This window comes from Pseudomonas canadensis (assembly GCF_000503215.1).
GTDB lineage: Bacteria > Pseudomonadota > Gammaproteobacteria > Pseudomonadales > Pseudomonadaceae > Aquipseudomonas > Aquipseudomonas canadensis.
On the sequence record NZ_KI628539.1, the window covers coordinates 188,884 to 205,409 of the forward strand.

The 16,526-nt window shown below is 58.9% G+C and carries 16 protein-coding genes; 12 read left to right on the top strand and 4 right to left on the bottom strand.

What is annotated here, in order from left to right:
* Nucleotides 1–550: 550 nt before the first annotated feature.
* The gene (locus U367_RS0123585; RefSeq protein ID WP_028618829.1) at nt 551–1,261 is read right to left on the bottom strand and encodes an SIMPL domain-containing protein; all 711 of its coding nucleotides are present in this window, start codon (nt 1,259–1,261) and stop codon (nt 551–553) included.
* 205 nt (nt 1,262–1,466) lie between these two features.
* Between U367_RS0123585 and U367_RS0123590 the strand changes: the two genes are divergently transcribed.
* From U367_RS0123590 to U367_RS0123600, 3 genes are all read left to right on the top strand, one after another.
* A complete protein-coding gene (locus U367_RS0123590) occupies nt 1,467–2,729 on the top strand; it encodes an ATP-binding protein (RefSeq protein ID WP_016976240.1) in 1,263 nt (420 codons plus the stop codon).
* A complete protein-coding gene (locus U367_RS0123595) occupies nt 2,722–3,282 on the top strand; it encodes a response regulator transcription factor (protein ID WP_003171731.1) in 561 nt (186 codons plus the stop codon). Before U367_RS0123590 ends, U367_RS0123595 begins: the two co-directional genes overlap by 8 nt.
* Before the next feature lie 110 nt (nt 3,283–3,392).
* Nucleotides 3,393–5,117: an ABC transporter ATP-binding protein/permease gene (locus U367_RS0123600; protein WP_028618830.1), complete on the top strand. Its 1,725-nt coding sequence runs from the start codon at nt 3,393–3,395 to the stop codon at nt 5,115–5,117.
* A gap of 104 nt (nt 5,118–5,221) precedes the next feature.
* Here U367_RS0123600 and U367_RS0123605 read toward each other — a convergent pair whose 3' ends face one another.
* Nucleotides 5,222–5,659, bottom strand: a complete 438-nt coding sequence (locus U367_RS0123605; RefSeq protein ID WP_003171734.1) for a YhcB family protein — start codon at nt 5,657–5,659, stop codon at nt 5,222–5,224.
* 147 nt (nt 5,660–5,806) lie between these two features.
* Here U367_RS0123605 and U367_RS0123610 point away from each other — a divergent pair, with 147 nt between their 5' ends.
* From U367_RS0123610 to zapE, 3 genes are all read left to right on the top strand, one after another.
* On the top strand, nt 5,807–6,436 hold the full coding sequence (locus U367_RS0123610; protein ID WP_028618831.1) for an alpha/beta hydrolase: 630 nt from the start codon (nt 5,807–5,809) through the stop codon (nt 6,434–6,436).
* 24 nt (nt 6,437–6,460) lie between these two features.
* On the top strand, nt 6,461–7,816 hold the full coding sequence (locus U367_RS0123615; RefSeq protein WP_028618832.1) for a tryptophan--tRNA ligase: 1,356 nt from the start codon (nt 6,461–6,463) through the stop codon (nt 7,814–7,816).
* A 79-nt stretch (nt 7,817–7,895) separates the two neighbouring features.
* Complete coding sequence (zapE, locus tag U367_RS0123620; RefSeq protein ID WP_016976236.1) at nt 7,896–8,990, top strand: cell division protein ZapE; 1,095 nt, start codon at nt 7,896–7,898, stop codon at nt 8,988–8,990.
* Between the two features lie 68 nt (nt 8,991–9,058).
* Here the strand turns inward: zapE and U367_RS0123625 are convergent, their stop codons facing one another.
* Entirely contained in the window at nt 9,059–9,979 is a 921-nt protein-coding gene (locus tag U367_RS0123625; RefSeq protein ID WP_174890977.1) for a GlxA family transcriptional regulator, read from the bottom strand.
* A gap of 220 nt (nt 9,980–10,199) precedes the next feature.
* Here U367_RS0123625 and U367_RS0123630 point away from each other — a divergent pair, with 220 nt between their 5' ends.
* Nucleotides 10,200–11,336 (top strand): acyl-CoA dehydrogenase family protein, encoded by a 1,137-nt coding sequence (locus tag U367_RS0123630; protein ID WP_028618834.1) that lies wholly within the window; start codon nt 10,200–10,202, stop codon nt 11,334–11,336.
* Nucleotides 11,337–11,459: 123 nt separating this feature from the next.
* On the opposite strand, the gene U367_RS0123635 is transcribed toward U367_RS0123630, so the two are convergent.
* A complete protein-coding gene (locus U367_RS0123635) occupies nt 11,460–12,500 on the bottom strand; it encodes an NADP(H)-dependent aldo-keto reductase (RefSeq protein WP_028618835.1) in 1,041 nt (346 codons plus the stop codon).
* Nucleotides 12,501–12,748: 248 nt separating this feature from the next.
* Here U367_RS0123635 and rplM point away from each other — a divergent pair, with 248 nt between their 5' ends.
* The 5 genes from rplM (at nt 12,749) to U367_RS0123660 (ending at nt 16,434) form a co-directional block, all read left to right on the top strand.
* Nucleotides 12,749–13,177: a 50S ribosomal protein L13 gene (gene rplM / locus U367_RS0123640; protein WP_003188508.1), complete on the top strand. Its 429-nt coding sequence runs from the start codon at nt 12,749–12,751 to the stop codon at nt 13,175–13,177.
* 14 nt (nt 13,178–13,191) lie between these two features.
* Nucleotides 13,192–13,584 carry a 30S ribosomal protein S9 gene (gene rpsI / locus U367_RS0123645; RefSeq protein ID WP_002555064.1) on the top strand — a complete coding sequence of 131 codons (393 nt, stop codon included), beginning with the start codon at nt 13,192–13,194 and terminating at the stop codon, nt 13,582–13,584.
* Nucleotides 13,585–13,850: 266 nt separating this feature from the next.
* Nucleotides 13,851–14,444 (top strand): ubiquinol-cytochrome c reductase iron-sulfur subunit, encoded by a 594-nt coding sequence (petA, locus tag U367_RS0123650; RefSeq protein ID WP_016976232.1) that lies wholly within the window; start codon nt 13,851–13,853, stop codon nt 14,442–14,444.
* On the top strand, nt 14,444–15,655 hold the full coding sequence (locus U367_RS0123655) for a cytochrome b (protein WP_003171746.1): 1,212 nt from the start codon (nt 14,444–14,446) through the stop codon (nt 15,653–15,655). Before petA ends, U367_RS0123655 begins: the two co-directional genes overlap by 1 nt.
* On the top strand, nt 15,655–16,434 hold the full coding sequence (locus U367_RS0123660) for a cytochrome c1 (protein WP_010213166.1): 780 nt from the start codon (nt 15,655–15,657) through the stop codon (nt 16,432–16,434). The genes U367_RS0123655 and U367_RS0123660 overlap by 1 nt, the downstream gene beginning before the upstream one ends.
* Nucleotides 16,435–16,526 lie beyond the last annotated feature (92 nt).

Consider the following 16,526-nt stretch of genomic DNA (forward strand, 5'->3'; position numbering starts at 1 on the left):
GGCTTTGCAGGGTTTGGTTATAAGTTTTTCTACTTTGTCAGTGGTGGCTGATTACCAACTGTTCGAGTTGTGCGGCGGTGGGCATAAAATTAGTGGTGGGAGGTGGCAGCACAAGGGGCTTATGGTCACGCGAGGCTCGCTTTATCATCGAGTGTTCAAGGTTTTTGACTGGGTGCGAGCTAAAAGGACTGACAATGAGTGCGTCTTCGCACAACTTGAATAATGAGTTTGATGAACGTTGCTGCATCATGGTTTATTGTTTTGGTGGGGTGCGAAATTTATATAAGTGAGGCGTAAACCAATATTGGTGGCAGGTTTGCTTAGTGGGGTGTTTCTACATTCATGTCGTTAGGCTTGTGTAGCATTACATGCACTTGGGTGGCCGTAGGCGTGCAGGCAGTTCCATTATGTGTTTATGCTCTCTACAATAAATAGTGTGAAAAAATGCAACCTGCAGTGAGGGCGTGACTTGAATCGAGAGTTAGTTCAGGCGGGTTATAAAAAACGGCGCCAGCTTTCAAGGCTGCGCCGTTTTTTGTCTCCAGGAACGTTACTGGAGCACTTCAATGACGCCATCGGCGCTCATGCTGACTTGGCTGGTGCCGGCTTCGACTTCAGGCGTCGGTGCCGAATCTGCCATGGCTGCTTTCATCATCATGCCGCCACGAGCGTAAGGCATCGGGTAGCCATTGGTGTTGAAGTTCAGATTAACGATCTTGTACCCCTTGCCGCCCAGTGCATCGGTGGCCAGTTGTGCGCGTGCTTTAAACGCGGCGACCGCGTCCTTGAGCAATGCGTCTTCGCTGGCCTTGCGCGTGGCGTCGGCGATGGCGAAGTCCATGCTGTCCATCTTCAGAGTGTTCAACAGCTCGCCGGTGAGCTTGGAGAGTGCCGGGAAGTCTGCGCTTTCCAGGCGCAGTTCAGCGCGCTCACGCCAGCCGGTGATCTTCTGGTTTTTGCTGTCGTAGATCGGGTAGCTGTTGCGGCTGCCTTGGCGCAGGGTCACGCCTTTGACTTCGCGCGCCTGGCCGAGCGCCTTGTTCATGGTGGTGGTGATTTCAGCGGCGAGCTTGGCTGGGTCGCTGTTCTGGGATTCGGTGTACAGCGTCACGATCATCTTGTCGCGGGCCACCTCCTGGCTGACCTCGGCGCGCAGGGAAATCTGGTTGTAGTTCAGTGCCTCAGCGGCCAGTGCTGGCAGGCTGACCAGCGTGCCGACGCTAAGGGTGAGGGCGGCTGCACTGCGAGTGAAACGAGACATGGAAGCTCCTTGAGATAGTCGTGTTGGGTATGACTGTAGACGGTGGCATCGGGTTCTTCGGGTTTACACATTAGCTACAAGTTGTGATGAGGCCGACGAACGGTCATTGGTCCGGCCTGCGGCAAAGAGCCACACACGCCGTGCCAGCCGGCCTGCTTCGTTTATACTCCTGCCGATCCGCCTGCAGCGCTCACCGGGAGAGCACATGCTCGCCGCCGTAAAACTGACTTCCGCCACTCGCCAGAACCTCTGGCGCCTGACGTTCATCCGTACCCTGGTCCTGGCCGCACAGGCTGGCTCCGTCGGGCTCGCCTATTGGTTCGACCTGCTGCCGCTGCCGTGGCTGCAACTGGGCGTGACCCTCGGTTTCTCCACCGTGCTTTGTGTGTTTACCGCGATCCGATTGCGTACCACCTGGCCAGTCACCGAGCTGGAATACGCCCTGCAATTGGCCTGCGACCTGTTTATCCATAGTGTGTTGCTGTATTTCTCCGGTGGTTCTACCAATCCGTTTGTTTCGTATTACCTGGTGCCACTGACCATCGCTGCCGTGACGTTGCCGTGGCGCTACTCGGTGGTGCTGTCGGGTATCGCCTTGACCCTCTACACCCTGCTGCTGGCGCGGTTCTACCCGCTGCAAACCTTCCCGATCGCTCGGGAAAACCTGCAGATCTACGGGATGTGGCTGAGTTTTGCGCTGTCCGCTGCGGTAATCACCTTCTTCGCCGCCCGCATGGCCGAAGAACTGCGCCGCCAGGAAGAACTGCGCGCCATTCGCCGTGAAGAAGGCCTGCGCGACCAGCAACTGTTGGCCGTCGCCACCCAAGCCGCCGGCGCCGCCCATGAGTTGGGCACACCCTTGGCCACCATGAGCGTGCTGCTCAACGAAATGACCCAGGACCACCACGACCCGGCACTGCAAGAAGACCTCGGTGTGCTGCGTGAACAGGTCAAGCAGTGCAAGCAGACCTTGCAGCAACTGGTGCGCGCCGCCGAAGCCAATCGCCGCCTGGCGGTGGAAATGCAGGACGTGACCCAGTGGCTCGACGAAGCCCTGAATCGCTGGCACCTGATGCGCCCCGAAGCCAGCTACCGCTTCCACCTGCTAGGCCAGGGCAGCGTGCCGCGCATGGCGCCGCCACCGGACCTGACCCAGGCCCTGCTCAACCTGCTGAACAACGCCGCCGACGCCTGCCCTGAAGGCCTGGGCGTACAGTTGGATTGGGACGCCGAAGACGTGACCATCAGTATTCGAGACCACGGCGCGGGCGTACCGTTGGCCATTGCCGAGCAGATCGGCAAACCCTTCTTTACCACCAAAGGCAAAGGCTTCGGCCTCGGCCTGTTTTTGAGCAAGGCCAGCGTGACCCGCGCGGGCGGCTCAGTGAAGCTCTATAGTCATGAGGAAGGTGGCACGCTCACCGAGCTGCGCCTGCCCCGTGTCGCACGAGGAGATATCGATGAGTGACGAGATCCAAGTCGAAGGCGAAGAACTGCCGCACCTGTTGCTGGTAGATGACGACGCCACCTTTACCCGCGTGATGGCGCGCGCCATGAGCCGTCGCGGTTTCCGCGTCAGCACCGCAGGGTCGGCCGAGGAAGGCCTGACCATCGCCCAGGCCGACCTGCCGGACTACGCCGCGCTCGACCTGAAGATGGACGGCGACTCCGGCCTGGTGCTGCTGCCCAAGCTGCTGGAACTCGACCCGGAAATGCGCGTGGTGATCCTCACCGGTTACTCCAGCATCGCCACCGCCGTCGAGGCGATCAAGCGCGGCGCCTGTAACTACCTGTGTAAGCCGGCGGATGCCGATGACGTACTGGCCGCCTTGCTCTCCGAGCACGCCGACCTGGACACCCTGGTGCCGGAAAACCCAATGTCGGTGGACCGACTGCAGTGGGAACACATCCAGCGCGTGCTGACTGAGCACGAAGGCAACATCTCCGCCACTGCCCGCGCCCTGGGCATGCACCGCCGTACCTTGCAGCGCAAGTTGCAGAAGCGCCCGGTACGCCGCTGAGGCTGATCTGAACAACAGCTGAACAATCTGCTTCAGGCCGCACGGAGCCTCGAACCGATCAACTATGATCGGTTCGAACGCCTGTCACATTTTCTTACAGAGCCTGAACGATGAATCAGAACGCTGAGTATTCCGCGGTCAACGACGCGGTGCGTGGGCAATTTTTACGGCGGGTGTGGGGGTTGATCACGCCTTACTGGCGCAGCGAAGAAAAGGCCAAGGCCTGGCTGCTGCTGTTGGTAGTGCTGGGGTTGTCGCTGTTCAGTGTCGCCGTGTCGGTGTGGTTCAACAGCTGGAACCGTGATTTCTACAACGCGCTGGAAAACAAGGACTACGACGCCTTTACCCATCTGCTGATGTACTTCAGCGTGATTGCGGTGGTGTCGATCGTGACCGGCGTGTTCACCTCCTACCTGCAACAGATGCTCACCATCCGCTGGCGCCGCTGGCTGACGGAAACCTATTTCGCCCAGTGGCTGGGCCACAAGAATTACTACCACCTGGAATACGGCGGCTACACCGACAACCCCGACCAGCGTATCTCCGAAGACCTCAATGCCTTTACCAGTAGCACCCTCACGTTGGGCTTGGGCTTTATCGCCAACCTGGTGAGCCTGGTGTCGTTCTCGGTGATCCTGTGGGGCGTGTCTGGCAGCATCGAAATCTGGGGCATTACCATTCCCGGCTACATGTTCTGGGCGGCGCTGATCTACGCGGTGATTGGCAGTTGGTTGACCCACTTGATCGGTCGAAAACTGATCGGCTTGAGCAATCGCCAACAACGCTTTGAGGCTGACTTGCGTTTCAGCCTGGTGCGTGTGCGGGAGAATGCGGAAAGCATCGCGCTGTTCAATGGCGAGCCCAACGAACATCAGCAATTGAGCGCACGGTTCGGACGGGTGTGGAGCAACTTCTGGAACATCATGCAGCTCAAGAAGCGCCTGAATTTTTTTACTAGCGGTTACTCCCAGATTGCGATCATCTTTCCCTTTGTGGTCGCGGCGCCACGTTACTTTTCCGGCAAGATCGAATTGGGCGTGCTCATGCAGGTGGCCCAGGCGTTTGGCAGTGTGCAGGGCAGCCTGAGCTGGTTTGTCGACGCCTATACGCTGTTGGCCAGTTGGCGCGCTACGTGTGATCGTCTGCTGAGTTTCGGCCAGGCTATGCAGGACAACGAAAGCCGCACCATGGGCATTGGTTTGCAGCATCAGGGCGACGATTTGCAGGTCAAGGACCTGAGCCTGGACCTGGCGGACGGTCGGCATTTGTTGCAAGGCGCCGACCTGACGGTGGCGGAAGGCGAGCGTCTGATGCTCAGTGGGCGTTCCGGCAGTGGTAAGTCGACCTTGCTACGCGCCATGGGCAACCTGTGGCCCAACGGCCACGGCAATATCCGCCTGCCGGCCGAACGTTATCTGTTCCTGCCGCAAAAACCTTACCTGCCGATTGGCACGCTAAAGGCGGTATTGAGTTATCCACAGGCCGACAGCGTTTACCCGGCCGAACGTTATGCACAGGTCCTGGAAACCTGCCGCCTGCCGCATCTGGTGGGCCGGCTGGAGGAGGCCAATCACTGGCAACGCATGCTCTCGCCGGGCGAACAGCAACGCCTGGCCTTTGCCCGCGCGTTGCTGTTCGCGCCGCAATGGCTGTACATGGACGAAGCCACGTCGGCCATGGATGAAGAGGATGAAGCGACGCTGTATCAGGCGCTGATCGATCAGTTGCCGGGGCTGAGCATCGTCAGCGTCGGCCATCGCAGCAGCCTCAAGCGCTTCCATGGGCGGCATGTGCGGATCGAGGGTGGGATGTTGCAAGAACAGCCGCTGGCCTGACGCGGTCCCTGTAGGAGCCGGCTGCGGTGTATGAGGGATCGTGACCCAACAAAAAGCCCGGCTGATCATCGATCAGCCGGGCTTTTTAGTGTTTGAAGAGTGAGTTACTTCTTCAAACCGTAATGCTCATCCAGCATGCCGGGGGCGTTCGGCGTCTTTGGCGCGTAGTCCCGTGGTGGCTCCTGGTTTTCCCGGGGTGGGGTCAGGCGTTCCCGTGGGGTTTGCGGTGCATCGGAATGCAACGCGGCCAGCAGGCGCTGGCGGGTGATGTCGTCGAGGGCCAGGCGGTTGGCGCCATCGGCGAGGTGATCCTGTACTTCCTGGTAGCTCTGGGTGAGCTTCTTGACCAGGGTCGCGGTGCTGTTGAAGTGGGTAACAACCTCGTTCTGATAACTGTCAAAACGTTCCTGAATGTCGTCCAACTGACGCTGCGTGCGGTTAGGCGCGGCATTCGGCAGCAAGCGAGCAACCAGGAAACCAATGGCGACACCGGCAACCAGGGCAAGAGTCGGCAACAACCAAACTAAGAGCGAGTGTTCCACGAGTCCTTCCTCTATAAACGGCTTTGCTTTACGTTAACGGCTCAAACCTGCGCTGTATACCGCGATTAAGCTCGCAATGATGCCAAGCACAGACTTTTAGCTAGACGAGTCGACCCTTTGTGAGGTCACGGAGTTCATTCCTTGCTCATGCGTGAAACCCCCGTTTTGATCGATGGCCCGGTAGGCCAACTGGAAGCCCTGTACCTGGATCACCCCGAGCCACGTGGCCTGGCGCTGATCTGCCACCCGAACCCGGTGCAGGGTGGGACCATGCTCAATAAAGTAGTATCGACCCTGCAACGCACCGCCCGCGATGCCGGTTTGGTTACCTTGCGTTTCAATTACCGTGGTGTTGGCGCGAGTGCCGGCACCCACGACATGAGCACCGGTGAAGTGGATGACGCCGAAGCGGCCGCCACCTGGCTGCGGGAAAAACACCCGGACTTGCCGATCACCTTGCTCGGCTTTTCCTTCGGTGGTTACGTCGCTGCCAGTCTCGGCGGTCGCTTGGAAGCCAAGGGTGAAAAACTGTCACATTTGTTCATGGTTGCCGCAGCGGTGATGCGTCTGCGCGATACCGATGCGCTGCCACTGGGTTGCCCACTGACCCTGATCCAACCGGAAACCGACGAAGTGGTCGACCCACAGACCGTCTACGACTGGTCTGCAGCCCTGAAACGCCCCCATGAGCTGCTGAAAGTGGCAGAATGCGGACACTTTTTTCACGGCAAGCTCACCGATCTGAAGGATCTGGTGCTGCCGCGACTTTCGAATTGATAGCAGTCTGATAAGCGATTACCCATGACGACTCGTACCCGTATCCTCACCGGCATCACCACCACCGGCACGCCGCACCTGGGCAACTACGCCGGTGCGATCCGCCCGGCGATCCTCGCCAGCCAGGACGCCAATGCCGACTCCTTCTACTTCCTGGCCGACTACCACGCCCTGATCAAGTGCGATGACCCGCAGCGCATCCAGCGCTCGCGCATGGAAATCGCCGCGACCTGGCTCGCCGGTGGCCTGGATGTGAACCGGGTGACCTTCTACCGCCAGTCGGACATCCCGGAAATCCCCGAGCTGACCTGGCTGCTCACCTGCGTTGCCGCCAAGGGCCTGCTCAACCGCGCCCATGCGTACAAGGCCTCGGTGGACAAGAACGTGGAAGCCGGCGAAGACCCGGATGCGGGCATCAGCATGGGCCTGTACAGCTACCCGGTGCTGATGGCGGCGGACATCCTGATGTTCAACGCACACAAGGTGCCGGTCGGTCGCGACCAGATCCAGCACGTGGAAATGGCCCGCGACATCGGCCAACGCTTCAACCACCTGTTCGGTAACGGTAAAGAATTCTTCACCATGCCCGAGGCGTTGATCGAAGAAAGCGTCGCTACCTTGCCAGGCCTGGATGGCCGCAAGATGTCGAAAAGCTACGACAACACCATCCCGTTGTTCACCAGCGCCAAGGACATGAAGGACGCGATTTCGCGCATCGTCACCGACTCCCGCGCGCCGGGCGAAGCCAAGGACCCGGACAATTCGCACCTGTTCACCCTGTACCAGGCGTTTGCCAGCAAGGCCCAGGAAGAAGAGTTCCGCGCCGAGCTGCTGCAAGGGCTGGGCTGGGGCGAGGCGAAAAACCGTCTGTTCCAACTGTTGGATGGCCAACTGGGCGAAGCCCGCGAGCGCTACCATCAATTGATGTCGCGCCCATCCGACATGGAAGACCTGCTGCTGATCGGCGCCAAGAAAGCGCGTGCGGTGGCCGCGCCGTTCCTGGCTGAACTGCGTGAGGCGGTGGGCCTGCGTTCGTTCGTCAATCAAGCCGCAGCGCCAGTCGCGACCAAGAAGAAAGCCGCAAAAGCCGCGCGCTTCGTGAGCTTCCGCGAGGACGACGGCAGCTTCCGCTTCCGCCTGCTGGCGGCCGATGGTGAGCAACTGTTGTTGTCGCGCAATTTTGCCGACGGCAAGGCGGCGGGTGCGGTAACCAAGCAACTGCAAAACGGCGACGCCCTGGACGTACGCACCGAAGCCTTGGGCTTCAGCGTTTGGCTGGACGGTGCCGTGGTAGCCGACAGCGCCGAGTTCGTTGACGCCGCTTCCCGCGACGCGGCCATCGAAGCCTTGCGCGTTGCGTTGACCCCCCTCGAGGATTAACCCGACCAAGGGTTGATTGCCATTATCCGGGGCCGTCGTTACAGTGACGGCCCGTTTTTGTTGCCTTGCTAACGAAATTATGACGCCCCTAGAACGATATCAAGCTGATCTGAAACGCCCTGAATTCTTCCATGACGCGGCCCAGGAAAATGCGGTGCGTCATTTGCAGCGCCTGTACGACGACCTGCTCGCGGCCTCGCAAAGCAAGCCAGGGATGTTCAGCAAGCTGTTTGGCAAGAAAGACCACACCCCGGTCAAAGGCCTGTACTTCTGGGGCGGTGTAGGGCGCGGCAAGACTTATTTGGTCGACACCTTCTTCGAAGCGCTGCCGTTCAAGGAAAAGGTGCGGACGCACTTTCACCGCTTCATGAAGCGCGTGCACGAAGAGATGAAGACCCTGCCGGGCGAGAAAAACCCGCTGACCATCATCGCCAAGCGTTTCTCCGAAGAGGCGCGGGTGATCTGCTTCGATGAATTCTTCGTCTCCGACATCACCGACGCCATGATCCTCGGCACCCTGATGGAAGAGCTGTTCAAGAACGGCGTGACCCTGGTCGCCACCTCGAACATCGTGCCCGACGGCTTGTACAAGGACGGCCTGCAACGCGCGCGCTTCCTGCCGGCCATCGCGCTGATCAAGCAGAACACCGAAATCGTCAACGTCGACAGTGGCGTCGACTACCGCCTGCGCCATCTGGAGCAAGCGGAGCTGTTCCACTTCCCGCTGAACGAAGCGGCCCACGAAAGCCTGAAAAAGAGCTTCCGCGCCCTCACGCCGGAATGTACCCAGGCGGTGGAAAACGACAAGCTGATGATCGAGAATCGCGAAATCATCGCGTTGCGTACTTGCGATGACGTGGCCTGGTTCGAATTCCGCCAACTGTGCGACGGCCCGCGTAGCCAGAACGACTACATCGAGCTGGGCAAGATCTTTCACGCGGTGATCTTGAGCGGTGTGGAGCAGATGAGCGTCACCACCGACGACATCGCGCGCCGCTTCATCAACATGGTCGACGAGTTCTACGACCGTAACGTGAAGCTGATCATCTCGGCGGAAGTCGAGTTGAAGGACCTGTACACCGGCGGGCGCCTGAACTTCGAGTTCCAGCGCACCTTGAGCCGGTTGCTGGAAATGCAGTCCCACGAATTCCTGTCGCGTGGGCACAAGCCGTAAGAACGATGTAGATCAAATGTGGGAGCGAGCAAGCCCGCTCCCACATTTTTTACCGCGTTCAACCTTATCTATGCGGCCTGCTGAAACTGCTGGCGATACTGGTTCGGTGACAACTCCGTGTGCTGCCGGAACAGCCGCGCAAAGAAACTCGCATCGTCGTAACCCACCTCATAACTGATGGTCTTGATGCTCTTGCGGCTGCCCGAGAGCAGGCCCTTTGCCGTCTCGATGCGCAGCCGTTGCAGGTAATGTAGCGGCTTGTCACCGGTAGCGGTCTGGAAGCGGCGCATGAAGTTGCGGATGCTCATGCCGTGTTCCCGGGCCACGTCTTCGAAGCGGAATTTGTCGGCGAAGTGTTCTTCGAGCCAGTGCTGGATCTGCAGGATGATCACATCCTGGTGCAGCTTCTGCCCGCCAAACCCGATGCGTCCCGGTGAATAGCTGCGCTGCACTTCATAGAGGATATCGCGGGCCACGGCCTGGGCGATGTTGGCGCCGCAGAAACGTTCGATCAGGTAGATATAGAGGTCGCACGCCGAGGTGGTGCCGCCGGCGCAATACAGGTTGTCGGCGTCGGTGAGGTGCTTGTCCTGGTTGAGTTGGACCTTGGGGAAGCGTTCGCTGAAGGCGTTGAAGAAGCGCCAGTAGGTGGTCGCTTCCTTGCCGTCGAGCAGGCCGGCTTCGGCCAGCCAGAACACCCCGGTGGCTTCGCCGCACAATACGGCGCCGCGTGCGTGTTGCTCACGCAACCATGGCAGCACTTGTGGGTAGCGAGTGCACAAGGCGTCGAAGTCATCCCAGAAGGCCGGTAGCACGATGATGTCGGCGTCTTCCAGGCCGCCGTCCACCGGCATGATTACATCACTGAAGCTGCGTACCGATTGCCCGTCGGGGCTGACCAGGCGCGATTCGAACGCGGGAGTCAGGCCCAATCCTTGTTGCTTGCCGTAACGCAGGCTGGCGAGGTGGAAGAAATCCTTGGCTTGCATGAGGGTTGAAGCGAATACCCGATCAATGGCCAAAATGCTGACGCGCCGCAACGGCGTGGAGATTTGGTTAGACATAATTTCATTTATTCTTATAGGGGAAAGTGGTCACCAGACGGCTGGATCGTCTTATTTTTTGTCGCATGTGTCCAGTGTCCCGTGCTGCCTTCGGGGCATAGTCTCTGTGGGCTCGTCCTTGTCCGACAATCCACGCAGGTGACCCATGATTCCCAGAACCTTGTTCAGCACGGAACACGAACTCTTCCGCGAGAGCGTGCGCACCTTCCTCGAAAAAGACGCCGCGCCGTTCCATGGGCAGTGGGAGAAACAGGGCTACATCGACCGCAGCTTATGGAGCAAGGCGGGGGAGGCGGGGATGCTGTGTTCCCACCTGCCAGAAGAATATGGCGGGCTGGGCGCGGACTTTTTGTACAGCGCGGTGGTGATCGAGGAGATCAGCCGGCTGGGGCTGACCGGCATCGGTTTTTCCCTGCATTCGGATATTGTTGCGCCATATATCCTGCATTACGGCAGTGAGGCGTTGAAACACAAATACCTGCCCAAGCTGATCTCCGGTGAAATGGTCACGGCCATTGCCATGACCGAGCCGGGCGCTGGTTCCGACCTGCAAGGGGTGAAAACCACGGCAGTGCTGGACGGCGATGACTACGTGATCAATGGCTCCAAAACCTTCATCACGAACGGCTATCTGGCCGAGCTGGTGATCGTGGTGGCCAAGACCGATCCCAAGGCGGGCGCCAAGGGCACCAGCCTGTTCCTCGTGGAAGCCGACACGCCGGGCTTCGACAAGGGCAAGCGCTTGGAAAAGGTGGGCATGAAGGCCCAAGACACCTCGGAGCTGTTCTTCCAGGATGTGCGGGTGCCCAAGGAAAACCTGCTGGGCCAGGCGGGCATGGGCTTCGCTTACCTGATGCAGGAGTTGCCGCAGGAGCGGCTGACGGTTGCGATTGGTGCCTTGTCGTCAGCCGAGGCGGCGCTGGAGTGGACCCTGACCTACACCCGCGAGCGCAAGGCGTTCGGCAAGGCGATCGCGGACTTCCAAAACACCCGGTTCAAGCTGGCGGAGATGGCCACCGAGGTTCAGATCGGCCGCGTATTCGTCGACAAATGCATGGCGCTGCATCTGGAAGGCAAGCTGGATGTGCCCACGGCGGCGATGGCCAAGTACTGGGCCACGGACCTGCAATGCAAGGTGCTCGATGAGTGCGTGCAGTTGCACGGCGGCTACGGCTTTATGTGGGAATACCCGATTGCACGGGCGTGGGCGGATGCACGGGTGCAGCGCATTTATGCGGGGACCAACGAGATCATGAAGGAAATTATTGCGCGGGCGCTGTAATCTGCGGTGCTGCTGATGGCCGCCTTCGCGAGCAAGCCCGCTCCCACGGTTGACCGCATTCTCATGCTGGAACTCGGTCAACCGTGGGAGCGGGCTTGCTCGCGAAAGCGGCTTGAAGATCAATCAAGGCGCTGGGTTCGGATGATCCTTTTGAATCGCCTCAATCCCGTCCAACACCTCTTTCGACAATTTCAGCTCGGCACTGGCAATGTTGCTATCCAGTTGCTCCAGCGACGTGGCTCCAATGATATTGCTGGTCACAAACGGCTGCTGCGTCACAAACGCCAATGCCATCTGCGCCGGGTCCAGGCCGTGCTCCCGTGCCAACGCCACATAACGGCTGCATGCCGCTTCCGACTGCGGGTTGAAGTAACGGCTGAAGCGGCTGTATTCGGTCAGCCGTGCCTTGGCCGGACGCGCACCGTTTTCATACTTGCCGCTGAGCATGCCGAACGCCAGTGGCGAATACGCCAGCAAACCGCACTGTTCACGGATCGCGACTTCCGCCAGGCCCACTTCAAAGCTGCGGTTGAGCAGGTTGTAGGGGTTCTGGATCGACACTGCGCGGGTCCAGCCACGGGCTTCAGCCAGGGCCAGGAATTTCATGGTGCCCCACGGCGTTTCGTTGGACAGGCCGATGTGGCGGATCTTGCCGGCCTTCACTTGTTCGTCCAGCGCTTCGAGGGTTTCTTCCAGCGGGGTGAGGTCGTCTTCGTCCTTGTGCTTGTAGCTCAGTTGGCCGAAGAAGTTGGTGCTGCGTTCCGGCCAGTGCAGTTGGTAGAGGTCGATCCAGTCGGTCTGCAGACGTTTGAGGCTGGCATCCAGGGCGTCGACGATGTGCTTGCGGTTGTGGCGCAGGTGGCCATCGCGGATGTAGTCGATGGTGTTGCCGGGGCCGGCGATCTTGCTGGCCAGGATCCAGTCGGCACGGTCGCCACGGCTTTTGAAGTAATTGCCGATGTAGCGCTCGGTGGTGGCATAGGTGTCGGCCTTGGGCGGCACCGGGTACATTTCGGCCGTGTCGAGGAAGTTGATCCCCGCACCCTTGGCCCGCTCGATCTGCGCGAAGGCCTCTGCCTCGCTGTTCTGCTCGCCCCAGGTCATGGTGCCCAAGGCTATCGCGCTCACGTTCAGATCCGTACGGCCCAGCTGTCGATAATCCATCGGGTACTCCTTCAGGGAAAACAATCATAAAAGCAGGTTGAATTTTTTTTCGCAATCTGCATAATTGCCCACCTCTTTCTGCAGTGGAAGTGATGCGCCGCCTGCCGAAGAATCTTGCCGTTGAACGGACGCGCCGACCCGAGCCCCCGATAGCGTCTGTATCCGGCTGCCTTTGACTTGTCAAAGTACGCACTATTCAGTAAGATCCGCCGTCTAATTTACAGGGCGGCCCCTGAGGCTATTAAAGAATGACAACTTTTACTGCAAAACCGGAAACAGTTCAGCGCGACTGGTTTGTCGTCGACGCCGCTGGTCAGACCCTGGGTCGTCTGGCCACTGAAGTCGCCAGCCGTCTGCGTGGCAAGCACAAGCCTGAGTACACCCCTCACGTTGATACCGGTGACTACATTGTCATCATCAACGCTGAGCAGGTTCGTGTAACCGGCAACAAAGCAAGCGACAAAATGTACTACCGTCACTCCGGTTTCCCAGGCGGTATCAAGTCTTCCAACTTCGAAGGCCTGATTGCCAAGAAGCCTGAAGCCCCGATCGAAATCGCGGTCAAAGGCATGCTGCCTAAGGGCCCACTGGGTCGCGATATGTTTCGCAAGCTGAAAGTCTATGCGGGCGCTGTACACCCTCATGCTGCTCAGCAGCCCCAAGAACTGAAGTTTTAACGGAATAGTTCATTATGTCGGCGACTCAAAATTACGGCACTGGCCGTCGCAAAACCGCAACCGCTCGCGTTTTCCTGCGTCCGGGTACTGGTAACATCTCGATCAACAACCGCTCCCTGGACAACTTCTTCGGCCGCGAAACTGCCCGCATGGTAGTTCGTCAGCCGCTGGAACTGACCGAGACCGTTGAAAAGTTCGACATCTACGTCACCGTTATCGGTGGCGGTGTAAGTGGTCAAGCTGGCGCAATCCGCCACGGTATCACTCGCGCTCTGATGCAGTACGACGAAACCCTGCGTGGCGCTCTGCGCAAAGCTGGCTTCGTGACTCGCGATGCCCGTGAAGTTGAACGTAAGAAAGTCGGTCTGCGTAAAGCGCGTAAGCGTCCGCAGTACTCGAAGCGTTAATTCGCTTTACGTTCCACAAAAACGCCCAGCCTCCTCACGGAGCTGGGCGTTTTTTATTGCCTGCGATTTATGCATAAAAATCGCCGTGACAACTTGCCACATCCGTAGACCCCCTATACTACAAGGCCTGGAGGCTGAGCCCCCGGCAATTCCCTTGTCAGACGTGGGGCTTTTCATTACCATTCGGCAAAATTTTTATAAGTAAAGATTCAACACTTAGTAGACGCCTGATTTAACAGGCCAAAAAGCTGATGGGAGAGGACTGAATGAGCAATGACGGCGTGAATGCAGGCCGGCGTCGCTTCTTGGTAGCAGCCACATCCGTGGTGGGTGCTGCAGGAGCGGTGGGGGCTGCGGTCCCGTTCGTGGGGTCATGGTTTCCCAGTGCCAAGGCGAAAGCCGCAGGTGCACCGGTGAAGGTGAATATCAGCAAGATCGAGCCAGGGCAGCAGATGATTGCTGAATGGCGCGGCCAGCCGGTCTTCATTGTTCGTCGTACTGAGGAAATCCTGGGGAATCTCAAAAAGATTGAAGGCCAGTTGTCTGACCCCAAATCCGAGAAGTCCGACCAACCCGCCTACGCCAAGAACGAAGTGCGTTCGATCAAGCCGGAGATCCTGCTGCTGGTCGGTCTCTGTACTCACCTGGGGTGCTCGCCTACGTTCCGCCCGGAAGTGGCCCCTGTCGATCTGGGCAAGGATTGGGTCGGCGGTTATTTCTGTCCGTGCCACGGCTCGCACTACGACCTTGCTGGTCGCGTCTACAAGTCCCAGCCCGCTCCCCTGAACCTGCCGGTTCCTCCGCACACCTACGAAACTGACGACCTCATTGTCATTGGCCTCGATAAGGAGAACGCGTGATGAGCAAGTTCATGGATTGGGTGGATGCGCGCTTCCCCGCCACTAAAATGTGGGAAGACCATCTCAGCAAATATTACGCGCCGAAAAACTTCAACTTCTTCTACTTCTTCGGCTCCCTGGCGCTGCTGGTGCTGGTCAACCAGATCGTCACCGGCGTTTGGTTGACGATGAGCTACACCCCGTCGGCGGAAGAGGCGTTTGCCTCCGTCGAGTACATCATGCGGGACGTAGAGTACGGCTCGATCCTGCGCCTGTTGCACTCTACCGGCGCCTCGGCGTTCTTTATCGTCGTCTACCTGCACATGTTCCGGGGCCTGCTCTACGGCTCCTACCAGAAGCCTCGTGAGCTGGTGTGGGTGTTCGGCATGCTGATCTACCTGGCGCTGATGGCCGAAGCCTTCATGGGTTACCTGCTGCCGTGGGGCCAGATGTCGTACTGGGGCGCCCAGGTGATCATCTCGCTGTTCGGTGCGATTCCGGTGATCGGCAACGACCTGACGCAGTGGATCCGTGGTGACTACCTGATCTCGGGCATCACCCTGAACCGCTTCTTCGCCCTGCACGTGGTGGCCTTGCCGATCGTGATCCTGGGCCTGGTGGTACTGCACATCCTGGCGCTGCACGAAGTGGGTTCCAACAACCCGGATGGCGTGGACATCAAGAAGCACAAGGACGAAAACGGCATCCCGCTGGATGGCATTCCGTTCCACCCTTACTACACCGTGAAAGACATTGTCGGCGTGGTGGTGTTCCTGTTCGTGTTCTGCTCGATCGTGTTCTTTTTCCCGGAGATGGGCGGGTATTTCCTGGAGAAGCCTAACTTCGAACAGGCCAACGCCTTCAAGACACCTGAGCACATTGCCCCAGTCTGGTACTTCACGCCGTTCTACGCGATCTTGCGGGCGATCCCGGACAAGCTCATGGGCGTGATCGCCATGGGCGCGGCCATCGCGGTGCTGTTCGTGCTGCCTTGGCTCGACCGAAGCCCGGTCAAGTCCATGCGCTACAAGGGCTGGCTGAGCAAGATCTGGCTGTGGGTGTTCTGCATTGCGTTCGTGATCCTGGGTGTGCTGGGCGTACTGGCGCCGACCCCTGAGCGTACGTTGCTGTCGCAGGTCTGCACCTTCCTGTACTTCGCCTACTTCATTCTGATGCCGTTCTACACCCGGCTCGAGAAGACCAAACCGGTTCCGGAAAGGGTGACTGGCTGATGAAAAAGTTATTCGTTGCATTGATGCTTGCGGCCTTGCCGCTACTGTCCTTCGCTGCCGAGCACGGCGGACCGGAACTGGAAAAAGTCGATATCGACGTATCGGACAAGGCTGCCATGCAAGACGGCGCACGCACGTTCGCCAACTACTGCATGGGCTGTCACAGCGCCAAGTTCCAGCGTTACGAGCGGGTTGCCGATGACCTCGGCATCCCCCATGAAATGATGCTCGAGAAGCTGGTGTTCACCGGCGCCAAGATCGGCGACCACATGACCATCGGCATGAAGCCTGCGGACGCCAAGACCTGGTTCGGCGCAGCACCGCCTGACTTGACCCTGGTGGCTCGTGTACGCGGCACCGACTGGCTCTATGGCTACCTGAAATCCTTCTACGAAGACCCGGCACGTCCGTATGGCGTGAACAACCGTGTGTTCCCGAACGTCGGCATGCCTAACGTTCTGGTCGGCCTGCAAGGCAAGCAAGTGGTAGGATGCAAGCAGATCCAGGTCGTTGAAGACGGCAAGAAGCAATACGATCCGTTGACCGGCACGCCTTTGACTCATGAAGCGTGCGATCAACTGAAGATAGAAACCCCAGGTTCGTTGACAGACGAGCAGTTCGACGAGAAGGTCAAGAACCTTGTGACCTTCCTGGCCTACTCGGCCAACCCGGTCAAACTGGAGCATCAGCGCATCGGCACCTATGTGTTGCTGTACCTGGCCTTCTTCTTCGTATTCGCCTATCTGCTCAAACGCGAATACTGGAAGGATGTGCATTGATCCAACCGTAAGCAATTGCTGTTAATCTTGCGCGCCCAGCGGCATCTCTGAATACGTAGCGACCTGGTTGAACCGGTTGTTACAGAGATGCT